The organism is Butyrivibrio sp. MC2021, from assembly GCF_000621605.1.
In the GTDB taxonomy this organism is placed as follows: domain Bacteria; phylum Bacillota; class Clostridia; order Lachnospirales; family Lachnospiraceae; genus Butyrivibrio.
The window spans coordinates 224662-249927 of sequence record NZ_JHXX01000002.1; the positions used below are offsets into that span (position 1 = coordinate 224662).

A 25266-nucleotide genomic window follows, 5' to 3' on the forward strand; every position below is an offset into this window, starting at 1 on the left:
GTACCAGTAATGAGGATTCAAAAGAGGTGTCTGCGGCATAACCAATGAACTAATAAAAAGAATCTCTTGAAATCAGATATGGATATGCTACTATCCTATTGTGTAAAATACGTCTGATTTTTAGAGGTTCTTTTTTTGACAGTGGTACCAGGTGCCAGTAAGCCAAAAGCTTACAGGAACAAGGAAATGTTCCACTCGCCATGCGGAAAAGAGGAGAAAATGAGAAAAGAATTGTTGGCAGTATTTAGCGGATTTCCAGAGCATCACTTTTCAGGGGAAATAACAAAGCGGCTCCGCGCCGAACTTATAGAGCGTAGGAGCATTGTGTTTATCACTGCATGTCCTCTTGACTATGAACAAAATGATGACGATTGCGATGGCATGTATCAGATGTTCGCAGAGCATGGATTATCTTTTGAAAAGCATTGTGTGATCGATAAGCGCACAGAACCTGAGATGGCAAAAGAGCTAGTTCAGAATGCGGATTGCATCTTTCTTATGGGAGGAGGTGCCTGCGAGGATCAGCTTAATTTGATTTCTGAAAAGGGGTGCTACGAAGCTCTGATAGATTGCCATGCCGCTATCTTTGGCGTCAGTGCAGGTTCCATGAACATGGCCCGTAAGACAGTGGATTTCTTTGAGTCAATAGAAGCCTTCGATGGACTGGGACTTACCAACATTACAGTTAGCTGCCATCATGATCCAGAGGATACGTGGCGCTATGAACAGACACTTAGAATGTCCGAGGGCCGCACGGTTTATGCCATGGAGGATATGAGCGCCTTCTTTATCAAGAGAGGTCGCATAGACGTTGTAGGAACAATCTACAAAGCTAAGGATAGACAACTCAAGGAGCTCACTGGGGAAGATATCAAAGAGCTGGAGCAGGACGAGTTTCGAAGAGTATTTGACACCATCCCAGACCAGTTCGACAAATTCCGCCCACGTTACAGCGAAGAGCTCTTTACTTATCTGAATACGGAAGCAGGAATCGGCCCTGGCAAAAGAGTTTTGGAAATTGGCCCCGGAACAGGTCAGGCCACAGAACCAGTGCTTAGAACAGGCTGCGAATACTATGCTATTGAGCTTGGCCAGCATCTGTGCAGTATGATGAAAGAGAAATATAGCGAATTGCCTAATTTCAACATTGTAAATGACGATTTCATAACCCATGATTTTGGTGACATGAAATTTGACATGATATATTCTGCTGCTACGATCCAGTGGATTCCTGAGACCGTGGCATTTACCAAAACATTTGATCTTCTAAAACCAGGCGGAACGCTGGCAATGATGCTGACCAGTGCAGACTACAAATCAGCCAACGAGGTCCTGTACACCAAAATACAAAAACTGTATGATCGTTACTACAAGCCGGATATCCAGTACACCCATGGGAAATTTCGTTACACAGCTGCTCCTGAGTACGGTTACACAGAGGTGACGCGACGCGAGTTTAAAGGCCAGCGTGTGTTCAGCGCCGATGAGTATGTGGCCTTTTGTGGAACCCACAGCGATCATGTGGTGATCCCTGAACCCCTACGCACAGAGTTCTTCGATGGCCTTCGAAAGGCAGTTCTGGACGCAGGCAACCGCATTGTTTTTAATGACACCTATGTCCTGTACATAACCAAGAAGCCATGAGCTGCTAATTGAGAAAACATGGGAAAAAGGTGCTACGGAAATAAGTCTTGATGCAACCGAACTAGGAAGGCCTCCCGCACAGTGGTACCAGGTCCCACTTATTTGTTTATTAGATAGTCGGATTATTGAGAAAAACCAAGTATCTAATCTCAGCTTAGATAATGCTTTATGCGCTATTTTTGTAATATCTAAATTTAAACAAATAGCCTAAATAAAGGAAAATGCAAAAATTAGATACCTGATTTTTTGCAAAAAGTGATATACTAGTGTTAAATTTAGATAAGGCATTTCTGTAAAAAGGAGCATGTTTAAATGAGCGAGATGAAAATAAAAAAAATAACTATTCAGAACTTTAAGTCATTATATGACGTTTCGTTCGAGCCAGGTAGAGTCAATGTGTTTATTGGTGCCAATGGTTCCGGAAAATCTTCTGTGTTAGAGGCAATAGGTGTCCTTAGTGCAGCAATGACAGATAGAGTTAATTCAAGCAGTTTGCAGAGGAAAGGTGTGAGACTTAGTACGTCGGCTCTATATAAATCTAAGTTTCTGTCTATTGAGAAGGAATCAAAAACTGTGGACTTCTCACTGGAATGGAAATTGGATGAGCATGATTATGATTACATAAGCCATTTGACTGTTCCGAATGATGATGATTCTTGGAAGTATTTTGCAGAAAGCGTTTCCTGTGACGGAGAAGCCGTATATGGTCGTAGTAACAGAACCAGTGCGCAGTTAAATAATAAGATTGGGTATTTTACAATATCTGAGTCGCTTGCAGAAAAAGAATATTCTACAGCCGCCAAATATATTGGAAATTACGGAATATATCAGCCGGATACACTTACTCTAAGAGGAACAGTTGCGGATCCGGCGCAGATCAATCCTATTGGCCTCAATGGTGGACGTCTTGCAGAGGCAATACAGGATCTTCTTCATGAGGATGATGGAGATTACATGTTTGGGTCAATGTTCATGGAGGATATGCTGGAGCTGATAGACTGGGCATCGGAGTTTAAGGTCAGCAAGCCGAAGAAGACAATTCTTAACCCAGGTGTTCCTACGACTCAGCAAATCATTGAATTTAAGGATAAATATCTGAAAGATACAGCATCATTTACAGGCTATGACGCAAGTGAAGGTGCATTATATGTTTTGTTTATGCTAGCACTTGCTATGCATGAAAAAGCTCCGCAGATGTTTGCAATAGATAGTTTTGACCACGCCATGAATCCGAGGCTTGCCCGTAAAGTTACGGAAATATTTAGCCAGAAAATAATTGAAGAAGGTAAGACTGTGTTCATAACTACACACAATCCGCTTGTCCTCGATGGACTTAATTTATCGAATGATGATATCAGATTGTTTACGACAGAAAGGAACAGGCAGGGACATGTCGAGATAAAAAGGATACAGGTTTCAGACAAACTCCTTTCGATGAATCAGCCATTATCAAGACTTTGGATAAATGGAGTATTAGGAGGCGTTCCGGAGTTGTTATGAGCAAAGTAATAGGAATAGTCTCAGAAGGTCCGACAGATTATCTTGTACTAAAGGCAGCGATAGACACGATTACAGGTGAGTCCAACCGATATCTTTCGCTTCAACCAGAACGGGATATGATTGGAAGATTTGGCAATGGTTGGAAAGGCGTATGGAGATGGTGTAAGGAAACAGAATCTGTTAATGTGCTGATGAAAGAGATTCAGCCCCAAATCGATGCTATTGTCATACAGATGGACGGAGACGTGATCAGAAAAGAAAAGGAAGCGCATTGTCTATGCGACACAACGTCATGTGAGAATAAGGGAAAAGTGTTTCCTCTTTACTGCGATAAACATGTTTCTGAATGTCCTGTAATCATTCCCTGTGAAAGCCATGAAAGTGGGATTGAAGCAATGATGGAGCATGGTGAGGAACTTCTTAAATCTGCACTTGATGCTGATGATATGAGCCAGATTGCGATTACTATCCCATGCGACAGCACAGATGCTTGGGTAGTTGCTGCATATGACGGAACGGATGATATCGAGACACGAGAAGATCCATGGAAAACAATTATAGCCAAAAAGAAAACCTATCATGGCATTCGCGTAAGAGGAGATAAGAAAAATGTGCTTACTTATGCAGTATTTAGTGATAGGGTAGCCGAAAGCTGGAATGAAGTAACTCAGAAATGCATATCTGCCAAAAGATTGGAACAAGAAGTAAAGAGAGTTTTAGGAATCTGAAAAGCTTTTTGAGGAAGATGACTACAAAGCTACAGATATGGAGTATTACAAGATCAAACCATCACTTACGGATTACCTTGAGATATATGTTGAAGAACATAAAGATGAGATCATAATGCTTATTTCGCAAAAGTAGCACTGGATGAAAAAACAGTAATTGATGTTTTGAATGACTTTTGGAAAAATGAGTTTAAGATAGTAGAGCAGTTCGATAGAACAATTTATTTGGAATCATATGATAATCAGGAGTTAATGCTGGGGGTGTATTTTGCGTCCTACACGCCAAACAAATTCCGAGAGTCGGAACTTATTGGTGAGGATTTTCAATACCGGCAATACCTGACAATTGCACTTCCAAAAGATAGATCAAATAAGGATATAGTGTTTAAGATAATAAGCTTTTTTCTGCATCTAGCAAGGAGCAAGGACCATGAAATGCTTATTGCATCGCCTATGCATGATGACATATGTTATCATGCATAGGCGATCAGGTTAAATGGGAAGAAACCTTTTATAGGAACTACTCTGACTACATTACAGTGGTACCAGGTGCCAGTAATTCAGAAGATCTGTTCCGGTTCAAGGATGAATACGGAATTACCGGAGATATAGAAAAAAAATATTAAAAGGATGGCAGTAAAAATGAATAATGAACAGTTAAAGAATTACTTTTTTGGAGCCTACAGCTTTTCTGAAACCGAGGATGGATATCTGCAGGCATTCCAGTACACCGCTGATCAGATGAAATATTTTGAAGAAGCGAATGATTTCTGGTACGACCGCTGTATGGCCTCCACTGCCAAGACCATTGAGATGGTAACGGATGCTACAAAGGTTTCATTTGATTACAAATTCTTCTGGACCGGATCCCAGGATTCCTTTGAACTTTGTATCAATGGACTTGCTGACAGCATCGTGTATGTCAAGGATATTGATACAGAGGGATATATAGAATGGGATATGCCTGAGGGCGAAAAGAGCGTAGTGATCTATCTTCCGGCTGATGCTACAGTTCTAATTAAGAATTTTGAGATCAACTCAGAAGCAAAAAGGACTACCAAAAATGAGCGCGTGCTCTGGCTTGGCGATTCCATCACTCAGGGCTTTGGACCGTTGCGTTCCGCTCAGACCTATGTAAGTGTAGCCAATAGAATACTTAATTATGATGTTATCAATCAGGGAATCGGCGGATACATTTATGACAAGAAATCCTTAATGCCAATGCCCGGATATGTTCCAGACAAGATCATCGTAGCCATGGGCACCAATAATAATCATGACCCAGCCAAGACTTCCGATGTTACAGAGTATTACGATACTCTGACCGAGATCTACGGAAGCGATATTCCCATCCTGTGCATCTCTCCCATATGGAGAGGAGACAATCCTGCGGACTATGATAATTTCGTAAGATACTGCGATATGATAAAGAAAACCGCCGGAAGCTACAAGAATGTAACTGTATTGGACGGATTTACTCTTGTACCTCATCTGAGCGAGTATTACCTTGACAATCTTCATCCTAACCTTCTTGGCGCAGAGGTATACGGCAGGAATCTTGCAGAGTTTATCAGAAGAACAGAGTGGTAAAAAGAGTACATTTTATGCCCTTCAGGCAACTTTCTTCTTTTTTAGATAAATCATCAATCCGGAATAAACCAGTATTGCGAAGATGGCTCCGGCGATGAGGACGGCATAGTTTTTTTCCATGAGGAGTTCCCCGCCAAAGGTATAGACGAAGATGTGCGGGAATCTAAAAATATAGGTCAGGATGAACCAGACCGGTAATGATTCCTTGGAATAAAAGCCTATCCAGGCGTAGGTGTCCTTGGGTAGCGGAAGCAGCATAAATAAGAAATGGATAAAGACAGGATTTTTAGCAATGATCCTGTCTTCTATTTTTCGTATTCTTTCTTCTGAAAACATGAAATAGAGCGGCTTCGCCCCAAGACGGCGTCCGATGCCAAAGGCAATTGTGTTACCAATGGTTGCTCCAAGATCACAGAGAAGAGCTCCTTTCAGTCCACCCAGCATGAAGCCGGCCGCAAGGTAGAAGGGGGTGCCGGGGATACAGGTTGACATTGTCTGAACTACGATCAAAAGACAGAATACTACCCAGCCCAGAGCGCCTCTTGATGCTATGAATTCTTGTAATGATTCTCTATCATTAACGAAAGCAAGTATAGGCTGTCCTATGCAGAAATATACTATTATCAGGAATAATATTATAAATAGCGCTATTGCTATTCTTTTGATAGTTGTCTTTGACATGAGAAACTCCTAAAAATTCTTTGTATATATATTTTAGCACATTAAAAAGGAGACATTGGACATTGGTACCAGGTACCAGTAATTTTAATTCTTGCATAAAACAAGGGCGACAGACGACATACATGTTTGTATCTAGCGATGTTAATGCCTGTGAATTTATGATATGCTTTATTACAGAATTTATTTGCGGTCAAGATTTTTGACCGCAATATATATTTATAGAGACATGCTAAAAAATGAAAGGTTTGAAAAATATGGCCGAAGAGAAAGGTGAGATTTTAATATACAGTTCAGATGATGGAGTGACCAAAATAGATGTCAGGCTTGAAGATGAGACAGTTTGGCTTACTCAACAGCAGCTAGCAGATCTGTATCATACAAGTAAATCCAATGTCAGCGAGCACATAACCAATATATTCAAAGAGGGTGAGTTAGATGAGGCGGCAACTGTTCGGAAATTCCGAACAGTTCAAATTGAAGGCGGAAGAAACGTTGAAAGAAACCTACTTCATTATAATCTGGATATGATAATCTCTTTGGGATATCGTATAACTTCAATGACTGCTACCAAATTTCGCCAGTGGGCAACAGCCAGACTAAAGGAATATATGCAAAAAGGGTTCACTATGGATGACGAGCGCTTAAAGAACCTCGGCGGAGGTGGCTATTTCAAAGAGCTTCTTGAACGCATCAGAGATATCCGTGCATCTGAAAAGGTATTTTACAGGCAAGTCCTTGAAATATATGCTACAAGTGTTGATTATGATCCAAAGGCACAAACATCTATAGAGTTCTTCAAAAAAGTCCAAAATAAGATTCACTTTGCTGTACACGGAGAAACTGCTGCTGAAGTCATATATCATAGGGTGGATGCAGAGAAGGAATTCATGGGACTTATGACCTTTAAAGGTGAACAGCCTACTCTTGGAGAAGCGAAAATTGCCAAGAACTACCTAAATGAAAAAGAACTACGTGCTATGGGGCAGATTGTATCTGGATACCTTGATTTTGCAGAAAGACAGGCAGAACGTGAGATACCAATGACTATGGAAGATTGGGCAAGGCATCTGGATAATATCCTTACAATGAGCGGAGAAAAGCTCTTGGAGGGAAATGGTTCAGTAAGTCATCAAAAAGCAATAGACAAGGTAGAACAAGAGTATAAAAAGTATCAGGCTAAGACACTGAGTTCAGTAGAAATAGATTATCTTGAGACTATTGAATCATTAGGAAAAATTCAGAGAAATGTTTGAAGGTTTCGCTAATAGCTTTGAGATAATATACTCAGAAGAAAAGTAGAGATTCGACTGTGATTGAGGTCGGAGTATGTGTTGAAGGAGCATGAGATGAAGATTATTCTTTCACCGGCTAAGAAAATGAATATCGATACTGATACTCTGGAGTGCCAGGGAACCCCTGTGTATCTCAAACAGACGCAAAAGATTCTATCATGGATGAAAAAGCAAACAAGATCGGAGCTTCAGAGTCTGTGGTGCTGCAATGACAAGATAGCCGAGGAAAACTTTAGGCGTATCAGAGAAATGAACCTACAAAATAGTCTTACTCCTGCGATCCTTTCTTATGAAGGTATAGCGTATCAGTACATGGCGCCTGCCGTTTTTGAGGACAGCTCATTTGACTATGTCCAAGAGCACCTTAGGATACTTTCAGGTTTCTACGGCGTACTAAAACCCATGGACGGTGTGACGCCTTACAGACTTGAAATGCAGGCAAAAGTTGAGATTGATGGTTTTAAAGATCTTTATGAGTTCTGGGGATCCAAGCTATATGAGGAAGTGGTTGATGATTCAAGGGTTATCATCAATCTTGCATCAAAAGAGTATTCGAAGTGCATAGAAAAGCACTTGAAACCCGGAGATACTTACATAACAGTTTCTTTTGTGGAAATGTCCAAGGGCAAGCTGGTAACAAAGGGAACCTACGCTAAGATGGCAAGAGGCGAGATAGTCAGATACATGGCTGAAAAGCAGATAAAGGATTCTGAAAATATCAAGGCATTTGACAGACTTGGGTATTCATACCGCGAGGACCTGTCATCAGATACTGACTATGTTTTTGAAAGGACAAAATGGAACTAGCAAATAATAAATTCTCCATAACGATTTCCGTTGATGATACTCGAATTGGTACCAGGTACCAGTAATTTGGTACCAGTAATTTGGAGAAATCCTCTTTGAGCCCTATGTCTGTGAAGTACTTGCAGAACCCTTGAAGAACCTGTCAAAACAGCTTTTGCCGCTAAAGAGAATGGATATGAGGTAAGTGTTAATCTAAACTGCGTTTCCAGCGTGAATGATAAGATTTTTAAAGATACTCAAGTTAAAATGAAAGAGGTTGGAATCAGACTAATATGAGGAAGTATTTTAAAGGGAAGATAGCATGGCTTTCAAAAGAAGAAGGCAGCAGAGAAATCATTTATCCGGAAGGGACAAAATATGGTCCTGTTATTAAATGGAAAAATGGTTCAAGTTGGAGCCTTTTTATGATATGTCCGGACTTTTCCAAGACAGATGAAGTCAGGTTTACATTTCTTGTTGATGAAGCTCCATATGATGAAGTAATGATTGGAGATGTTTATGATCTTCATGAAGGAAGCAAGGTAGTAGGCAGACTGACTGTAACTTCTGAGGAACGCAGAGAGGATCTGCCTGTACCTTCACACTTAGATGAGTACCTGCTCCTTAACGGGGCAAAAAATGATGAATTCCACGCCGAAGGGCTACTTAGATGCAAATGCGGATGTACCAAATTCAAGCTATATAGTAGCAATGAAAGGCAGATCGTCCAAGCAAGATGTGATTCCTGTGGAGAAATAATTATTGTCTTTGATTCAGGTAAGCATGGTTGGAATGGCTTTGTTTGCAAAGATGATTATAATGATCGAAATGAGCCCATGGAGCAATATATCTGTGAAAAGTGCGGAGAAGATGTCTTTGTAGTAGAGGTTTCGATTTCTTCTCAGGGAAAACAGGACTTTTTGGATGAGTGCGTAGCTAATGACGATTCTTTTTCAGAACGTGACTGGAGAGAGGCATTTGAGTGGATATCATTGTCTGTCAGCTGCTGGAATTGCAAGAAACATGTTAAAAACTGGCTGGACGCGGAGACTATGTAGATGGAGAAACATGAAATAAGACTGCGAAAAATGAGCGAAGAAGATTTTTCCCGCTTCAGAGAGTATAGTATTTTCGACTACGCAGAGACTATGCTCAAGGCTGGAAATCTTGATAAAAAGCGGGCTCTTATCGAGGCTGAAGGCGAATTTAACAAGCTTCTTGATAATGGACTTCATACCACAAATCAATTTCTGATGGTCATCGAAGACATTAAGAAGGGCTCAGATATTGGCTGGATCTGGTACATGTATGAAGAGGATGATTCCTGCAAAAAAGCATTTGTCTGCGATTTTTTGATATTCGAAGAGGAACGGCGAAAAGGTTATGCTACTGAGGCTCTCCGCGAGCTTGAACGAATGGTAAAAGAAGACGAGCGATCATTAATAGCTCTTTATGTATGGGAACAGAACGTTCCGGCATCCAATCTATATAAAAAATGTGGTTATGAAATTACTGATAACCAGGATGACGGTGCGTACATGATAAAGCAATTGTAATGTTGGAGACAAAACATGGCATTATATGCACTTGGTGATCTCCACCTTTCATTTGGGGCCGACAAGCCAATGGATATTTAAAATGATACTTGTTACAGGAGCTACAGGCTTTGTAGGAAATAAAATAATGGAAATCTGCAAGGATGTCGTTGCTGCGCCATCGCTCAGGAACGCATCTGAAGAGCAGATAAAAAGAATAATCGAAGAGAGTGGTGCAGATACTATTGTTCATACTGCCGCCATATCCGATATAGGCACGTGTGAAGCGGATCCTGAGGCATCTTATGTCGCAAATGTTCTGATACCATGCTATATTGCAAAAGCTGCTAAGGGACGAAAACTGGTTTGTTTCAGTTCTGATCAGGTATATAGCGGGCTTTCGGATGAAGGACCTTATACTGAGGAAATCGTAAAACCGGCCAATACCTACGCGGAACATAAACTTGAGATGGAGCAGCGGGTATTGGATATCTGTCCCGATGCTGTTATGCTGCGTGCGGAATGGATGTATGACTACTATCTCAAAAAGCCCAATTACTTCATGAACATCATAAATGCTAAGGAATCGGTAGCTTTCAGCTCAAAACAGTTCCGAGGAATCACCTATGTGAAGGAAGTGGCTGAAAACATTGAAAAAGTCATTGCATTACCAGGCGGAGCATACAACTTCGGAAGTGAGACAGAAAAGTCTATGTATGAGATCACTAGGGAATTTGTCGGTGCTCTGGGACTTAATATACAGGTAAATGATGCACCTGCCAGACATAATCTATGGATGGACTGTTCCAAGGCAAAAAAGCACGGGATCGTTTTTAGCAACATTTCAGATGCTTTATTACTATGTGCTAAAGATAATACTTATAATTGAAATATGCGTTATATTTGGGGGAAGTTACTCAAAAATGCAAACTTTCCCCAAATATAACGCATATTATTGCTTAAAACAGTGGTACAACAGTGGTACCAGGACATTGGTACCAGGTACCAGAAAGTGAACATATAGATTGGACAATAATGAATGTTGTTGTACCAATTTATGCGGCAAATGGGATACTTACATCGCCCCGTAGGAATAAAAGTCGCTTATAGACTGTTTTTCTGTTATTCTAAAAATGATGGGAGGTGCGTATGACTAAAGCTGTTATATTTGATATGTTTGAAACGCTCGTCTCAATGTTTTCCGGTGATACTTATTTTAGTGAAGACATGGCGGCAGACTTAAAAATCGAGGTCAATTATTTCAGAAATGCATGGCATGACACTGAACATGACAGAAGTTGCGGAAACTGCACAATAGAGGAGGGGATAAAAGCAACCCTTGAAATGCTGGGATGTTACAGTGAGGAATCCGTAAAACTTCTTTCAGATAAGCGAAGGAAGAATCTGGAAGGGATATTTGAACGTACATCTGCAGAAATTATAGTGCTTTTACAGGATCTTAAAAAGCGAGGTATAAAGATTGGTCTTATAAGCAACTGTTTTTCTGATGAAGCTGATGCTATCAGAAAAAGCTCTATCTTCCCATACATAGATGTAGCAATGCTCTCATATGAGCAGGGAACATGTAAGCCTGATCATGAAATATATAAAAAAGCAATGGAAAAGCTTGGAGTTACTGCTGAGGAATGCCTGTATGTCGGAGATGGCGGGTCAAAAGAGCTGTTTGCTGCCAGAGATCTTGGAATGAAATGCCTTCAGGCACAGTACTTTGCCGATCTGGCCTTTGAACCACATATTCCATGCTACAAGCTTGATGACTTTGAACATGCTTATACACAGGCTGATATTCTGAAGGCCATTGACATTGGTACCAGGTACCAGTAATTATTACCTGGTTCTGTTTGATGTAGACTGTTTGCGATATGCAGAGGGCGTCATGCCTGTGTGCTTTTTAAACTGCCTTATATAATGCTCTGTGGTATCGTACCCAACAGCTTCTGCTATGGTCTGCACCGTCATGGTGGAATTGGCAAGAAGATCCTGCGATCTTTCGATTCGGACAGTTCGCAGGATATCTGTGTAATTCATGCCTGTGAGCTCTTTTATCAGTCTTGATGTATATTCATTGGAATAGTGGAACTTATTTGACAGATCCGACAAGGTAACGTCCTTGTAGTTTTCCTGAATATACTGGATAAGAGCATAGCGCTGGACATCTACTCTGGAGTCGAACAGGGGCATCTGAACAGATTCGGAGTACCGTCTAATTATCAGATAGAAGTCGAGGAGTAGGGTGTTTGTTATGGTCTGGTAGTGGTACTCTTCCTTGTTGCGACTCTCTGTTAACATCCATATGAAGGACTCGGAAATGGCCGCGTCCTGGCCGGTCCTGAACATTATAAAATCGTTCGCCTTTTTGGCATAAATGTTGTTCAGAAAGAAGGATGAGAGGATGTTACGGGTGTTGAGAAAGGAGTAGAACATAGTGTGAAGTGTATCACGGCGCAGCATTATATTTATGGCGATAGTGTCGTCAAATACCGCAAAAGAATGCCTGATTCCCGGTGGGATCACGCAGAAATCTCCTGTTCTCATCTCAATGGTATTGCCCGATATAGTCTGGGTGCATCTGCCATCGTAAATATATGAGATTTCAAAAAAGGTATGGCTATGCTCAATATCCGGGCTGTATCTTTCGTGCTTTTGAACAATAATACTGTCATTGTCAGACAAATCAAAAAAGAAATAATCCTCATAAACATCGGGGATTGTTTCTTTTTTTTCTTTGATCAGAAGGTGCTTACTCAGCACCATTTCCATGTCAAGATTCTTAAGAAATTCTCTAAGCGAATTCGGGTTCTTTCCTGCGAGGTAGTACTCTCTATAAAATGCTTCCACCTCTGTAATATCGTATATATGCTGCTTTAATGCATTAGCGTCCATTTTATCTCCTTATATTGAGGGCTCCTATTAAATCTACTATATCTGCTCGGCAAGTAGATGTCAAAAAATCAAAGATTTATATAAAAATTATTATATTTAAATCATAAAACATCAATAATATTGAGCGATTTTGTGAATTATGTTCAGTGCTTTTTGAACATATAATTGCATCATAAAGAGCGCCGTTACAGAAAGGAATGGGCAGTTATGAATAAACCAGTTCTTGAAATGAAGAATATCAGCAAACGATTCGGAAGCGTCGTGGCTCTTAACGAGGTTGACCTTGAAGTTTATCCCGGTGAGATCAGAGGCCTGATCGGTGAGAACGGATCAGGAAAATCCACTATTTCCTCAATAGCTGCCGGAATGCAGAAAGCAAATGAAGGAGAGATGTATTTTAAGGGAAACAGATGGGAACCGGCCAGTATGATAGATGCACTGAACAAGGGCATTGGAATGGTTGTTCAGGAAAGCGGAACCATTGGAGGAATATCGGTGGCTGAAAACATGTTCCTTGCCGAACTTGGGAGCTTTAAAAACAAATTTGGCCTTGTGGACAAGAACAAACTGCAAAGAAAAGCAGATGAGGCTCTTAAAAGCGTTGGGATAGCAGGCATCAGCGGAAGAGATGCGATGGGAAGGCTGGACTTTCAGGATAGAAAGCTGGTTGAAATAGCCAAAGTTATCATGAAAAACCCGGATATTCTGATCATCGATGAGACATCAACTGCGCTGTCCCACGATGGAAGGCAGATCATGTACAGTCTGATCAGAAAAATGAGGGATGACGGAAAGTCAGTGATCTTTATATCTCATGATCTGGACGAAATCATGGAAGTCTGTGACACGTTGACGGTACTCAGGGATGGAAACATCATAAGGACTTTTGAAAAAGAGGAATTTGATGCAGATGCCATCCGCGGCAGCATGATAGGAAGAGAGCTTAAAGGTGATTATTACAGGGCGGATACGGAGTGTACATCTCTTGATGAAGTGGTACTCAGCGCTCAAAGCCTGAACTACAAAGATAATTTAAAGGACGTTTCTCTGGAGCTACACCGCGGAGAGATTGTGGGAGTCGGTGGCCTTGCGAGCAGCGGAATGCATGATCTGGGTGAAGCCCTTTTCGGAGCGCTAAAGCTTGATTCGGGGCATGTTATCTGCGGTAGTGGAAAAGAGATACTCAGCCCTCACAATGCAATGGGGCAAAAGATCGGATATGTGTCGAAAGACAGAGATCAGAAATCGCTTTGTCTCGATGCCAGTATAAAAGACAACATTGCTATCGCCGGAATGAATATCTTTAAAAACAAAATAAACCTTGTTACTTCATCCGGTGAGAAAAAATATGTAAAAAAACAGGTGGATGAACTTAAGATCAAATGTTCAGATATGGATCAGGCAGTAGGTCAGCTTTCGGGTGGCAATAAGCAGAAGGTTGTCTTTGGTAAATGGATAGGCTGCGGAAGCGAGATACTGATCCTGGATTGCCCCACAAGAGGCGTGGATATCGGAGTCAAGCAGGCGATGTATCAGCTCATGGTAAAGCTCAAAAATGAAGGCAAGGCAATACTTATGATAAGCGAGGAGCTGCCGGAGCTGATAGGTATGAGTGACAGAGTACTCATTATGAAGGACGGAGAGATCACAAGAGAGTTTAAGAGAAGCAGTACCCTCAGCGAGGGAGACATCATAAGCTACATGATCTGAGGAAGGTAAAAGAGATGACAGATAAAAGAAAAACCAACATAAAACAAAAACTCATATCCTTACTTCCCATTGCCGCTTTACTGGTTTTGTTTGCAGCATTTCTGGTGGTGGTAAGCATAAATGGTTACAGGCTGGATATGTACCTGAAAATAGTATTTAATGAGGCTCTTGTTCTTGCGGTGGTTGCTACTGGGGCGATCTTCATTTATACCCTTGGCACCTTTGATATAAGCCTTGGAGCATCAACGCTCTTTGCAGCCACTATGGGAGTCATGACCTATAACAAGACTCAGAGCCTTATTTTGATGATCGTCGCGATATTCGCAGTGGGTATCACAGCTTCACTGCTGAATTCGGTTTTAGCCTCGGTTTTTCATATACCTCCCTTCGTGACAACTGTTGCCATGATGTCGGTTCTTTCAGCTCTCTCGGCACAGATCATCACAAGTTATGGAGGAGCTCTTGGCGGAATAAGTATTCCCAGCGAAGTTGTAAAGCCCTTTGACAACATAGGTTTTAAGGCAATGCTTTTAATAGCCTTTTTTGCCATATGCTTCTTTGTATTCCAGTTTACGAAGGCCGGAAGAAGGATGAAATTTGTGGGCGGAAATCCAATTTGTGCAGAGCTTACAGGAATAAAGGCAAGTAAATATACGATCCTGGCCTTTGTGATGGCGGGAATTGGAATCGGCCTCGGAGCATTTTTGACACTTTGCTATACCCCATCGGTTACTACTACAACAGCATCAAGTATAGGAATGAATATCTTTATTGCGATCGTTTTCGGAGGAATGCCAATCTCAGGAGGTGCAAGAAGTAAGATTTACGCGGCACTGATCGGTGGCTTCTCATATATTTTGCTGAATGACATTCTTGAGATAGTCATAGACAGCAGCGCAGCATACGGCATCACACAGGTGATCAGTGCAGTCTTTTTCCTGGCGGTGGTTTATGTAACCAGCATGAATTACAGGACAGCACTGTTACCAAGATAAAGGAGGAAAATATTATGAACAAAAAACTTACAAAAGTGATCGGACTTATCATGGCCGGGGCCATGACGGTGATGGCAGGATGTGGAAATTCGGCACCTGCTGCACAGGGCAATGCTGATAACGCAGCACCGGCACAGGAAGCTGAAACAACTACTCAGCCTTCCGGCAAAGCCAAGAAAATCGGAGTGCTTGTAGCAGATGTCAGCGGTGAGGAAGCCCTGGGATTTAGAAATTACTATGAGAAGTATATTCAGGAAAACTATGATGTTACCTTTGATTACACTGATGCGCTGGCAAGCGCTGAAGACGAGAAGGCCGCTATTGAAAAATTTGCATCAAAGGGATATGACGCAGTTATCTCTTTATCCAGCAGCGACAGAGCACAGCAGATTGAGACCTGCGAGCAGTATGGCCTTTACTATGCAATCGCTTCAGGAGTTCTTGATGACGAGCAGTATGAAAAATACAAAGGTTATGAGCACTTCGTTTGCCAGATCGGACCTTCAAATGCCACTGAATTTGAGGCAGGAAAAGCTATGGGCGAGTATTTTAAAAATCAGGGAGTAAAGAAGGTGGCTCTCTATGGCGCTTTCATTCCAAATCCTATGCACGTTTTCAGAGCAGCCGGTATTCTTACGGGACTTGGTTGTACCTACGGCGGAGCAAATGACATGGGAGCGATCGTGGGACAGATTTTCCAGGATCAGGGAATTGATCTTTCAAAGGTTTCCGGCGATGTTGAACTTGTTGCATACCTCCAGGGATATGGCGATACAACAACAGATGAGCTTGGTGCAGCTATTCAGAAGGCTCCCGAGGCATTCCTTTCAGTTGGAATGGCAACTACATTCTTTGCACAGACACTTTCACAGGAAAATATACCTTTTGCCGATATTGATTCCTTTACTGCCATGAACAGTCAGTCAATGGAGAGTGGAAGTCTTAAATATCTTGCAGGTAAGTATTCATCATCTATCGGACCTGTATTTGCGCTGGTTTCAAATGCGATTGACGGAAATCTTATCAGAAATGATGAGGGAAATGCTGTATCGCTCAATCAGGGCTATCTGGTAGCAACAGACAAGGCAACCTTCGATGAGTATTTTGTCAATGACAACGGTGATTCACCCATCTACAGCAAAGAGACACTTGATAGCATTATCGGAAGTCAGGTCACCTATCAGGATGTAAAGAGCCTTGTAGAGAGTAAGTAATACAGAGTAATAAGGAGATTAGCTATGAGTACCCCGAAGAGAATCGTAAACGCACTGGCCATGCCGGTTGTAACCCTTGTGGTTTTGCAGACTCTTTGCCTGTTAAATGGACAGAGTGTGATTTCAAATATGAAAAGCTTTGACAATTTCATAGTTTATACAGCTATTGTGATGATCACAACCATGGCTCTTTCCATAAATCTGAACAGCGGAAGATTTGATTTCTCCCTGGGATCAATGGCCTGTCTGTCATCTATCATAGGGGCAAAAATAACATATGGTATTCTCTCCGGGGGAAATGGCTCTGCACCGGTGATGCTTTGTATATCCCTTGTTGCAGGAGTGGTACTTGGACTGATATCGGGTCTTACATATTGCACATTAAGACTGCCTCCAATCATAGTCTCACTGGGAGTAACGCTAGTGTATGAGGGAATTATGTACACAATAACCGGTGGCAAATATGTTATGAGTGAAGTTCAAAATCCTTCAATGTCCGCTCTTACAGGAACCTGGGTCTATGCAGCATTGATAATAGCGGCAGTCCTTGCATTTATGATAATTACTTTTGATAAAACGGCCTTTGGATATGACTACAACGCACTTAAGTCGGGACAGAAGGTGGCTGTGGCTACAGGTATCAATGAGGTAAAAAACACTCTGATCTGTTATGGGATCAGTGGAGGCCTGATGGGTATAGTGGGAACACTTAATGCGGCCAGAAATACGACAATAAATGGAGGACAGCTCAATTTTGGCAGTATAGCCATCATGTTTACAGCATTTTTCCCTATGTTTATCGCAGGATATATCGGCAGATTCACAAACGAGAAGATTGGCTTTCTCCTGGCGGCTGTTTGCATGTCACTTTTAAATTCTACATTTGCTGTATTCTCAAACTCAGTGAATGCAACGATGCAGTCAATTATAAATGCAGTATTGCTGGTTGTTTTCCTTATTTACCTGAACAACAACGATTTGATAAAGAGATTATTGAAAGCATGAAAGACTTAAGATTATTGAAAAAAGCAACGGCTCTTTTCCCAAGGTTAAATGAAAAAGAGATTGCTGTAGCCGAAACAGTAAGTATTACAAGGGACAGCAAGGGAATAAAGAAAAAAAGTCTCCGGGATTTCAGGACTATGTCACTAAAAAAAGGTGATGAGGTCATCCTTGACTTTGGCGGACATCTGGTTGGATATCTTTCTCTAGATTTTAAGAACATAGGAGCTCATGCAGATGCTCCGGTGCTCTTAAGAGTACGCTTTGCCGAAAGAGAAGTAGAGCTGTTTGAAGATGCATCAGAATACAGTGGCTGGGTAAGCGCATCATGGATCCAGGAAGAGCTGGTAAAGGTGGATGTGGTCCCCGGAAGGCTGGACTTTGACAGACGATATTCATTCAGATTTGTAAGGATTGAGGTTATGGATATCAGTTCAAGATTTGACCTTCAGATTTCCGAAGCTTGGGCCAAGACCGTCACTTCTGCCAGAGATACGGATCTTTTACCCTATGAGGCGGCAGATCCCTTGGACAGAGAGATGGACAAGGTGGCTGTAAAAACTCTCAAAGATTGCATGCAGACAGTGTTTGAGGATGGGCCTAAAAGAGACAGAAGGCTGTGGATAGGAGATCTTAGGATACAGGCTCTGGCCAATTATGAAACCTACAGAATGAATGATATGGTCAAATCCTGCCTATACCTGTTCGGTGCGCTTACTCAGGAGAATGGAAGAGTCGGAGCCTGTGTATTTTTGGAGCCTGAGCCTGAAGTAGACGACACCTGTATGTTTGACTATTCTCTGTTTTTTGTGGTCATTCTCAGGGATTATTACAGAAAGACAGGTGACCAGGAGGCGCTGGAGGATCTGTGGCAGGTATGCCGCAGACAGATCAGTCTTGCCAGAGAGGGCCTTGACCAACACTATGTAGTAAAGGACCTTGACGTTCTTGGCTGGTGCTTTGTGGACTGGAATCTGGAGCTGAATAAACAGGCAAGTGCGCAGGGGATATTCCTGTACGCGCTGGAGGCAGCAATTGAGCTTGCCGAGCAGGTCGGAGATGTGCTCTCAGAGGAAGAGTATGCTGATCTTTACAACAAAGTAAAGGATGCAGCCAATACTTTTTTATATGATGAAAAAATGGGCATGTACGTAAGCGGGAAAGACAGACAGATCTCCTTTGCATCTCAGATATGGATGATACTTGGAAATGCCGTTGAAGGTAGTGCTGCACTCAGGCTTTTGGAAAGACTAAATGGCTGCGACGGTGCTGTTAAAATGGTTACTCCTTATATGTATCACAACTATATAGATGCACTTATTAAGCTTGGCAGGAAAGAAGACGCTCACAAACTTATGAGACAGTACTGGGGCGGAATGATCAAAAACGGTGCAGACACCTTTTGGGAGCTGTATAATCCCGAAAATCCGGACGAGTCACCTTACGGAGGAACCATTGTAAACAGTTATTGTCATGCCTGGAGCTGTGGCCCGGCGTATTTTCTCAGGAAATACTTTGCTTAATACTTTGGAAGAAGAGAGTTTGATATGACATTTAATAATTATGAAATCGATTATACCGGGAATCCGTTTTTTCTTGACGAGAGTGCCATAAATTGGGTACAAGAGACCTTTGAGGACATGAGCCTTGAGGAAAAATGCGGACAGGTTTTTTGCCCTATGGGATTTAGCAGTGAAGATGAAGTTCTTCGCGGAATCGTCAGTGGAATTGGTGTTGGCGGGATGATGTACAGAAGTGGGAGAGCAAAAGAGATTCAGGATACTCACAGAAAAATACAGTCAATGGCCAAAATTCCGCTTTTATTAGCTGCTAATACGGAGAGTGGTGGAGATGGACTGGCGGTAGAGGGGACATCTTTTGGCAAGCCCATGGCAGTTGCAGCAACTGCGGATCCTGAAAACGGCTACAGGATGGGGTATGTTGCATGCAGGGAAGGGGCAGCACTGGGACTAAACTGGTCTTTTGCTCCTATCGTGGATATCAACAGAGACTTTCATAATCCGATAACAAACGTCAGGACCTTTGGCGATGACCCGGAGAAGATAGTTTCCTTCGCTTCACGCTATATGGATGGTGCAGATGAAAATAATGTTGCCGTGTCAATAAAACATTTCCCCGGAGATGGAATAGATGAAAGAGATCAGCATATCCTTACCAGTGTCAATTCTCTGTCTGTAAAAGAGTGGGATGACAGCTTTGGATATATCTATAAAAGTCTTATAGACAAGGGAGCAAAGACTGTAATGGCGGGCCATATTGCCCAGCCGGCTTATGTAAAAGAGATTAACAATAATGCTGACAGAAGAAGCATGTTGATGCCGGCATCTCTTTCTAAGGAACTTCTTGGAGGTCTTCTCAGAAAACGTCTTGGCTTTAATGGTCTTATAATCACAGATGCCACTCCCATGGTAGGATTTACCAGTGCAATGCCCAGAAATATTGCCATACCGACTGCCATAGAAAACGGTTGCGACATGATTTTGTTCAACAAGAGCCTTGAAGAAGATTACGGTTTCATGCTTGAGGGTATTGGCAGTGGTTTGTTGTCCGTAAAAAGACTTGATGAGGCAGTGCTGAGAATCCTTGCAACAAAGGCATCCCTGGGGCTTCATGAGAAACAAAAAAACGGAAGTCTTGTCCCTATGGAAGAAGAGTTATCAGTTGTTGGCTGCAGCAAACACAGAATGTGGGCAAAAGAGGTGGCTGATAAGGCTGTCACTCTTGTGAGGGACGAGAAAGCTCTTTTGCCGTTAAGTCCGAAGAAATACCGGAGGATATACCTAAATGTGATCGACAAGGAAATGGACCCGGAGAGCGCATTTGTAAAGATGTGGAAGGATAAGCTGGAAGCAGAAGGGTTTGAAGTTACGGTAAGGGACAGACGTGTTAAAATTGTCCCGGCTGATTTTATGGATCCGGCATCACTGCCTGATGAGAAGAAGGCTCTTTTACATGAGATGTACAGAAGTGTTGCTGAGATGAAGGAATCCTTTGATCTGTATCTATATGTCTGCAATATGGAAAATGCTTCAAATAACACTACTTTGCGGCTCAACTGGAACGTAGTGTTTGGGCTTGGAGATGATGCCCCCTGGCATGCAAAAGAGATACCGATGATAATGGTCTCCACTGCATACCCCTATCATCTTTTTGATGCACCCATGATCGGAACCTATATCAATGCTTACAGCGGTAATGAAGACTTCTGCAATGCTGTGATTGAAAAACTCATGGGAAGATCGAAGTTTGAGGGTGTAAGCCCCATAGATCCCTTCTGCGGAAAGGATTACATATAAAGAGAGGGAGAAACAGGATGGGCAAGATGAATATAAAAGGGATAATCTTTGACCTGGATGGAGTCATCTGCAGCACCGATGAGTATCACTATCAGGCGTGGAAATCCATCGCGGACGATGAGGGGATATATTTTGACAGAAAGATAAATGAAAGACTCCGTGGAGTCTCAAGGGCAGAAAGCCTTGAGATCATACTTGAGAGGGCAGCAGCTGTATACAGGCCGGAGGAAAAGGCTGCTCTCATGGAAAAAAAGAACAATATCTACAGAGAACTTCTGAAGAATATGGGCCCCGGGGATGTCACTGAGGAGGTAAGAAGCACCTTAAGGGAGCTTAAGGAAAGAGGATATGGTCTTGCCATTGGCTCTTCCTCAAAGAATACCCGGTTCATCCTGGAGAGGACAGCCCTTACTGATGCTTTTGACGGTATCAGCGACGGCAACATGATCTCCAGGTCCAAGCCTGACCCTGAGGTGTTCATCAAGGCTGCGGGAATTCTTGGGCTTAAAAACGAGGAGTGCCTTGTGATAGAAGATGCAATCTCGGGTATAAACGCGGCAAATGCAGCGGGGTTTCACAGTGTCGGAATAGGCCCTGCCGCGGAGTGTGACGAAGCAGAGTTTAAAATAAGTTTTTTTTCCGAAATACTGGATATTTAGTTTCAAAAAAATGCTGGAAAGACAGGTAATACAAGGTGAAATAAATAATTCATTTCAATGCAGAGTTTTTTAATAATAATTTCAGAGATATTTACTTATGAGAATTTGCGAAATTTAGTATAATAGTTGTGGCAATCTAGTTAACATAAACCATTTATCTCAGGAGGTAATTATCAATGAATAAAAAATCTGCTTTTGAAGTATACCTGTCTGCGGTTTTTAAATGGGGTATTACTGCACTGGTATCGGCCTGTATGGTTGCTACAGCAATGTTCATAGTAGAAAAGATAATTGGCTTTTATCAGGTTATCCCTTGGATCGCAGTAATAATTTTCGGTATCATGGATGTGTGTTTCTTTATTACAGGAATGCTGATTCTTAAGTCTTCATTTGATGAAGATGGATATTTAAAAGATGGAAAACTTCAAATAGGAAAGATTTTCTGCTCAGTTGTTCTTATCCTTCAGTGGAACTACATTATTTACATGGTTCCGACCAGAACATTCTGGGGATTTTTATGTTTCTTCCTGATACTTATCGGATTCTTTATGGATATTAAGCTACTGTCCATTACCGGCAGTATTTGTATTGTTTCTATGTTTATTGCATGGTTTGTCAGAGGCACAGCTCTTTTGCCAGTAAAAGACGAACTCTTTATTACAGATGTAATCATGTGTGTTGTAGGCCTTGTGCTTTCGTTGGCCGGCCTTGTAATGTTCTTATTCTTTGTTTCACACTTTTTGATTACTGCCAAAAAGGATGAGCTTGAAGAGAACAACAGGCGTGTTACAGGTGTTATGGATGCTGTTCGTTCAATATCTTCCAAGATGGTAACTGCAGGAACAACTCTTTTGGATATCTCATCAAGTGAGAGCGCTTCAGCAGAAGAGCTATCAGCAACAAGTGATGAGCTTGTTAAAAACAGTAATATTCTTGGTAATAAAGCAGATGAGAGTATGGCAAACTTGTCAGAGCTTAATGATTGCGCAAGCATTGTAGAAGAAAATGTTGAGACTGTTGAGAAGACATCTGACAACCTTCTTAAGAAGTCAAAAGAAAATGAGAAATCATTAAATGATCTTCAGGGAATAAATTCTGAAGTTTCTGATTCTATGGCAGTTACAACAGATATTGCAGACAGACTTCTAAAGGCAGTAGAAGAAATTGGAACAACGCTTGAACTTATTCAGGGAATTTCGTCATCAACAAGCCTTCTTGCTCTTAATGCTTCAATTGAGGCCGCAAGAGCGGGTGATGCCGGAAAGGGATTTGCTGTTGTAGCAACTGAAGTTGGTAAGCTTGCAGAAAACACGCAGAGCTCACTTAAGGACGTTGGTGCAATAATTGAAAGAGTTCAGAAGAACGTAGAAGAGATTACAGGACAGGTTGAGATAAATGCCAATAAGCTTGCTGAACAGAATGAACAGTTTAAGACAGTATTTGGCGACATAAGTGAAATGACTACAATGCTGAATGATTCGGTTAATGCAATTGAAGAGATGAATGAGGCACATAAACGCCAGTCAGAAATCATCAAAAAAACTGTTGAGATTAACCAGAATATCGCAGAGAGTATCAGAAGTGAGAACGAGCAGTTTGTGGCTATCAGTACCATGGCTGGAAATAATGCTACAAATACTGAGCATGTTGCACAGCAGGCTAGTGCAATCAATGACATGGTTGATGAGATTAATCGTCTTCTAAATAATTAAAAAGATGTGAGTGTCAAAAGACTGTGCCTTCTAAAAAAGAGGGCACAGTCTTTTTTTATTTAATACGAGGAAATTGCGCCTTGTCGGCGGAAATGCTTTTGATAGCGTGGTGTCGTATCTTGCTTTTGTGGAAATCTTTTTGACTATCATATGGTTGGTTTGGCTTCATATGCACTTTTTATCAATCCTAAAGATGAACATCTAAAAGAGTATCTTGAGATTTTTAAAAAGGAACTTACTAAAGATAGTAGAATGGTAAGCGAATAATACAATGATACTAAATAGCTCCTGTATATACAGGGGCTTATTATATGAGATAATGATTGTCAACAATCTAATTGCAATAAATTCATAAATGTGTTATATTACCTAAAACATAAATGACCCGGGAGGTGAACCATGGCAACACTAGTAACTTACTTCAGTGCCGAAGGCACGACAGCAGCGGTAGCAAAGGAATTCGCGGCTAAGATTGGCGCTGATCTTTTTGAGATAGTTCCAGAGCAGCCTTATACAGCTGCAGATATCAAGTGGACCAATCCACTTGCAAGATGTAACAAAGAGCAGATTGGCAAGAAGGATGTTCCTGTAAGCGGAACGATTGAGAACTTTGACAATTACGATACTGTTTATATTGGCTTTCCTATCTGGTACGGACAGGCTCCAAGAGTAGTATATACATTCTGTAAAGGCTATGATTGGACCGGCAAGACTATACACGCATTTGCCACATCTGGTGGAAGCGGAATAGGTAAGACAGCTGAGAAGCTTGGAGAATATGTTCCTGGGGCTGCATCAGTAGATGTTAAGCTCGTACATTCAGCTTCAGAGATCTGAAAATATAAGACTTGCTATTTTGACATTATATAAGGGTAGACCTGCAGGCAATGTGACTGATATCAGTGCACTTGCTTCTGCAGAGATACTCTTATTTTTATACTTAGGAATCAGTATATGGAAGCAGGAGTTTGGTGAAATATATGAAAAAACTAGATTAGATTTTATGACTACCTATAACACTATTATAGGTATTGCCTGAATACTTTCCAGATATTAAATCGTTTTCGCCTACAAATCTTAAATATATGAGATATTTTTATGAGATGTATCCAGAAATATTAAATCGTCCTCAACTTGGGGACGATTCTGAAAATGAATTAAATCGTCCCCAGACTGGGGACGATTTGGAAAATGCAATATTTTTTATTCCTTGGGGGCATAACAAAGTTATCATAGATAAGTGTAAAGGAGATTCCGCAAAGGCACTGTTCTATGTGAAGAAAACATTGAGAGAAAAGTATGATGAGAAAGAGCTTAAGGATGCGCTTATAAACAAGGCCGAGAAGTTCCTTATGGAACTTGGTACAGGCTTTGCATATATGGGTCGAGAAGTCAGGATTGAAGTAGGTGATACTGAGAAGTTTATTGATATGCTCTTTTACAACACCAAGCGACACTGCTATGTAGTTTTGGAAGTGAAAACGGGCAAGTTTGATTCTTCATATGCTGGACAGCTTGGCACATATGTTGTAGCAGTAAATCACCAGATTAAGTCAGAAGAAGATAATCCAACTGTTGGCTTGTTGATATGTAAAGATCTTGACAAAGTAGAGGCTCAATATGCGTTGGAATCAAGTAGCCAACCTATTGGTGTATCCAGTTACGAATTATCAAAGTTGATACCAGAAGAATTTAAAGGAAGTATGCCAACGATTGAAGAAATTGAAGCAGAGTTTGGAAATATTGATTGAGCTTAGGATTAGACAATGTAAGAAATAAGGCTCACGTTTAAATGAGACCAAATTTTTTGAAATAAAAAGCTTACGTAGAGCAGTTATCTCAAACGAGGTAGCTGCTTTTTTGCGCTCATTTTGAGCCTGAAACTATTTACTTTCAGATAAGAACCCATATTATTTATGACTCCGTCCCCTAGGTCCATTCCCTAGGTCCATTACTGCATGTTTTTACAAATCCGTCCTGACATGGTAATATATATT

At 41.4% G+C, this 25266-nt stretch carries 21 protein-coding genes and 1 pseudogene; 20 read left to right on the forward strand and 2 right to left on the reverse strand.

Translation table 11 applies throughout. From position 1 onward, the window contains the following. Positions 1-219: 219 nt before the first annotated feature. The 4 genes from T359_RS22110 (at position 220) to T359_RS0106935 (ending at position 5462) form a co-directional block, all read left to right on the forward strand. Positions 220-1644 (forward strand): methyltransferase domain-containing protein, encoded by a 1425-nt coding sequence (locus T359_RS22110; RefSeq protein WP_197027067.1) that lies wholly within the window; start codon positions 220-222, stop codon positions 1642-1644. 312 nt (positions 1645-1956) lie between these two features. Then, positions 1957-3144 carry an AAA family ATPase gene (locus T359_RS0106915; RefSeq protein ID WP_242839062.1) on the forward strand — a complete coding sequence of 396 codons (1188 nt, stop codon included), beginning with the start codon at positions 1957-1959 and terminating at the stop codon, positions 3142-3144. Further along, positions 3141-3872 carry a hypothetical protein gene (locus tag T359_RS0106920; RefSeq protein ID WP_035783906.1) on the forward strand — a complete coding sequence of 244 codons (732 nt, stop codon included), beginning with the start codon at positions 3141-3143 and terminating at the stop codon, positions 3870-3872. Before T359_RS0106915 ends, T359_RS0106920 begins: the two co-directional genes overlap by 4 nt. 642 nt (positions 3873-4514) lie before the next feature. Further along, a complete protein-coding gene (locus T359_RS0106935; protein ID WP_197027068.1) occupies positions 4515-5462 on the forward strand; it encodes an SGNH/GDSL hydrolase family protein in 948 nt (315 codons plus the stop codon). 21 nt (positions 5463-5483) lie between these two features. On the opposite strand, the gene T359_RS0106940 is transcribed toward T359_RS0106935, so the two are convergent. Beyond that, complete coding sequence (locus T359_RS0106940) at positions 5484-6143, reverse strand: TVP38/TMEM64 family protein (RefSeq protein WP_026516841.1); 660 nt, start codon at positions 6141-6143, stop codon at positions 5484-5486. Between the two features lie 236 nt (positions 6144-6379). Between T359_RS0106940 and T359_RS0106945 the strand changes: the two genes are divergently transcribed. From T359_RS0106945 to T359_RS0106970, 6 genes are all read left to right on the forward strand, one after another. Next, positions 6380-7396: a virulence RhuM family protein gene (locus T359_RS0106945; protein WP_026516842.1), complete on the forward strand. Its 1017-nt coding sequence runs from the start codon at positions 6380-6382 to the stop codon at positions 7394-7396. A gap of 93 nt (positions 7397-7489) precedes the next feature. Beyond that, positions 7490-8242: a peroxide stress protein YaaA gene (gene yaaA, locus T359_RS0106950; RefSeq protein ID WP_026516843.1), complete on the forward strand. Its 753-nt coding sequence runs from the start codon at positions 7490-7492 to the stop codon at positions 8240-8242. Between the two features lie 272 nt (positions 8243-8514). Continuing rightward, positions 8515-9279 carry a hypothetical protein gene (locus T359_RS0106955; RefSeq protein ID WP_026516844.1) on the forward strand — a complete coding sequence of 255 codons (765 nt, stop codon included), beginning with the start codon at positions 8515-8517 and terminating at the stop codon, positions 9277-9279. Beyond that, complete coding sequence (locus T359_RS0106960) at positions 9280-9777, forward strand: GNAT family N-acetyltransferase (RefSeq protein WP_026516845.1); 498 nt, start codon at positions 9280-9282, stop codon at positions 9775-9777. An 82-nt stretch (positions 9778-9859) separates the two neighbouring features. After that, positions 9860-10645, forward strand: coding sequence for an SDR family oxidoreductase (locus T359_RS0106965; RefSeq protein ID WP_026516846.1), 786 nt, complete (start codon positions 9860-9862; stop codon positions 10643-10645). A gap of 260 nt (positions 10646-10905) precedes the next feature. Then, positions 10906-11601 carry an HAD family hydrolase gene (locus tag T359_RS0106970; RefSeq protein WP_026516847.1) on the forward strand — a complete coding sequence of 232 codons (696 nt, stop codon included), beginning with the start codon at positions 10906-10908 and terminating at the stop codon, positions 11599-11601. A gap of 3 nt (positions 11602-11604) precedes the next feature. Here T359_RS0106970 and T359_RS0106975 read toward each other — a convergent pair whose 3' ends face one another. After that, positions 11605-12660, reverse strand: coding sequence for an AraC family transcriptional regulator (locus tag T359_RS0106975; RefSeq protein ID WP_026516848.1), 1056 nt, complete (start codon positions 12658-12660; stop codon positions 11605-11607). A 207-nt stretch (positions 12661-12867) separates the two neighbouring features. On the opposite strand from T359_RS0106975, the gene T359_RS0106980 reads away from it, so the two are divergent. The 10 genes and pseudogenes from T359_RS0106980 to T359_RS19620 all read left to right on the forward strand — a co-directional run. After that, on the forward strand, positions 12868-14370 hold the full coding sequence (locus tag T359_RS0106980) for a sugar ABC transporter ATP-binding protein (RefSeq protein WP_026516849.1): 1503 nt from the start codon (positions 12868-12870) through the stop codon (positions 14368-14370). Between the two features lie 14 nt (positions 14371-14384). Next, positions 14385-15365: an ABC transporter permease gene (locus T359_RS0106985; RefSeq protein ID WP_026516850.1), complete on the forward strand. Its 981-nt coding sequence runs from the start codon at positions 14385-14387 to the stop codon at positions 15363-15365. Positions 15366-15379: 14 nt separating this feature from the next. Then, positions 15380-16579 carry a substrate-binding domain-containing protein gene (locus T359_RS0106990; protein ID WP_026516851.1) on the forward strand — a complete coding sequence of 400 codons (1200 nt, stop codon included), beginning with the start codon at positions 15380-15382 and terminating at the stop codon, positions 16577-16579. Between the two features lie 24 nt (positions 16580-16603). Further along, entirely contained in the window at positions 16604-17584 is a 981-nt protein-coding gene (locus T359_RS0106995; RefSeq protein ID WP_026516852.1) for an ABC transporter permease, read from the forward strand. Beyond that, positions 17581-19104 carry an alpha-L-rhamnosidase-related protein gene (locus T359_RS22995; protein ID WP_035783907.1) on the forward strand — a complete coding sequence of 508 codons (1524 nt, stop codon included), beginning with the start codon at positions 17581-17583 and terminating at the stop codon, positions 19102-19104. Before T359_RS0106995 ends, T359_RS22995 begins: the two co-directional genes overlap by 4 nt. A gap of 24 nt (positions 19105-19128) precedes the next feature. After that, positions 19129-20898, forward strand: a complete 1770-nt coding sequence (locus T359_RS0107005; protein WP_035783908.1) for a glycoside hydrolase family 3 protein — start codon at positions 19129-19131, stop codon at positions 20896-20898. Positions 20899-20915: 17 nt separating this feature from the next. Next, entirely contained in the window at positions 20916-21557 is a 642-nt protein-coding gene (pgmB, locus tag T359_RS0107010) for a beta-phosphoglucomutase (RefSeq protein WP_330370162.1), read from the forward strand. 176 nt (positions 21558-21733) lie between these two features. Next, entirely contained in the window at positions 21734-23269 is a 1536-nt protein-coding gene (locus tag T359_RS0107015) for a methyl-accepting chemotaxis protein (protein ID WP_026516856.1), read from the forward strand. A 399-nt stretch (positions 23270-23668) separates the two neighbouring features. Beyond that, positions 23669-24106, forward strand: coding sequence for a flavodoxin (locus T359_RS0107020; protein WP_026516857.1), 438 nt, complete (start codon positions 23669-23671; stop codon positions 24104-24106). Positions 24107-24318: 212 nt separating this feature from the next. Beyond that, positions 24319-25020 (forward strand): annotated as a pseudogene (locus T359_RS19620) (PDDEXK nuclease domain-containing protein); the annotation flags it as partial. Positions 25021-25266 lie beyond the last annotated feature (246 nt).

Excerpts from the sequence above, each read along its gene's own strand:
- T359_RS22110 (WP_197027067.1), top strand. The coding sequence starts at position 220 with ATGAGAAAAGAATTGTTGGCAGTATTTAGCGGATTTCCAGAGCATCAC.
- T359_RS0106915 (WP_242839062.1), top strand. The coding sequence starts at position 1,957 with ATGAGCGAGATGAAAATAAAAAAAATAACTATTCAGAACTTTAAGTCA.
- T359_RS0106920 (WP_035783906.1), top strand. The coding sequence starts at position 3,141 with ATGAGCAAAGTAATAGGAATAGTCTCAGAAGGTCCGACAGATTATCTT.
- T359_RS0106935 (WP_197027068.1), top strand. The coding sequence starts at position 4,515 with ATGAATAATGAACAGTTAAAGAATTACTTTTTTGGAGCCTACAGCTTT.
- T359_RS0106940 (WP_026516841.1), bottom strand. The coding sequence starts at position 6,143 with ATGTCAAAGACAACTATCAAAAGAATAGCAATAGCGCTATTTATAATA.
- T359_RS0106945 (WP_026516842.1), top strand. The coding sequence starts at position 6,380 with ATGAAAGGTTTGAAAAATATGGCCGAAGAGAAAGGTGAGATTTTAATA.
- yaaA (WP_026516843.1), top strand. The coding sequence starts at position 7,490 with ATGAAGATTATTCTTTCACCGGCTAAGAAAATGAATATCGATACTGAT.
- T359_RS0106955 (WP_026516844.1), top strand. The coding sequence starts at position 8,515 with ATGAGGAAGTATTTTAAAGGGAAGATAGCATGGCTTTCAAAAGAAGAA.
- T359_RS0106960 (WP_026516845.1), top strand. The coding sequence starts at position 9,280 with ATGGAGAAACATGAAATAAGACTGCGAAAAATGAGCGAAGAAGATTTT.
- T359_RS0106965 (WP_026516846.1), top strand. The coding sequence starts at position 9,860 with ATGATACTTGTTACAGGAGCTACAGGCTTTGTAGGAAATAAAATAATG.
- T359_RS0106970 (WP_026516847.1), top strand. The coding sequence starts at position 10,906 with ATGACTAAAGCTGTTATATTTGATATGTTTGAAACGCTCGTCTCAATG.
- T359_RS0106975 (WP_026516848.1), bottom strand. The coding sequence starts at position 12,660 with ATGGACGCTAATGCATTAAAGCAGCATATATACGATATTACAGAGGTG.
- T359_RS0106980 (WP_026516849.1), top strand. The coding sequence starts at position 12,868 with ATGAATAAACCAGTTCTTGAAATGAAGAATATCAGCAAACGATTCGGA.
- T359_RS0106985 (WP_026516850.1), top strand. The coding sequence starts at position 14,385 with ATGACAGATAAAAGAAAAACCAACATAAAACAAAAACTCATATCCTTA.
- T359_RS0106990 (WP_026516851.1), top strand. The coding sequence starts at position 15,380 with ATGAACAAAAAACTTACAAAAGTGATCGGACTTATCATGGCCGGGGCC.
- T359_RS0106995 (WP_026516852.1), top strand. The coding sequence starts at position 16,604 with ATGAGTACCCCGAAGAGAATCGTAAACGCACTGGCCATGCCGGTTGTA.
- T359_RS22995 (WP_035783907.1), top strand. The coding sequence starts at position 17,581 with ATGAAAGACTTAAGATTATTGAAAAAAGCAACGGCTCTTTTCCCAAGG.
- T359_RS0107005 (WP_035783908.1), top strand. The coding sequence starts at position 19,129 with ATGACATTTAATAATTATGAAATCGATTATACCGGGAATCCGTTTTTT.
- pgmB (WP_330370162.1), top strand. The coding sequence starts at position 20,916 with ATGGGCAAGATGAATATAAAAGGGATAATCTTTGACCTGGATGGAGTC.
- T359_RS0107015 (WP_026516856.1), top strand. The coding sequence starts at position 21,734 with ATGAATAAAAAATCTGCTTTTGAAGTATACCTGTCTGCGGTTTTTAAA.
- T359_RS0107020 (WP_026516857.1), top strand. The coding sequence starts at position 23,669 with ATGGCAACACTAGTAACTTACTTCAGTGCCGAAGGCACGACAGCAGCG.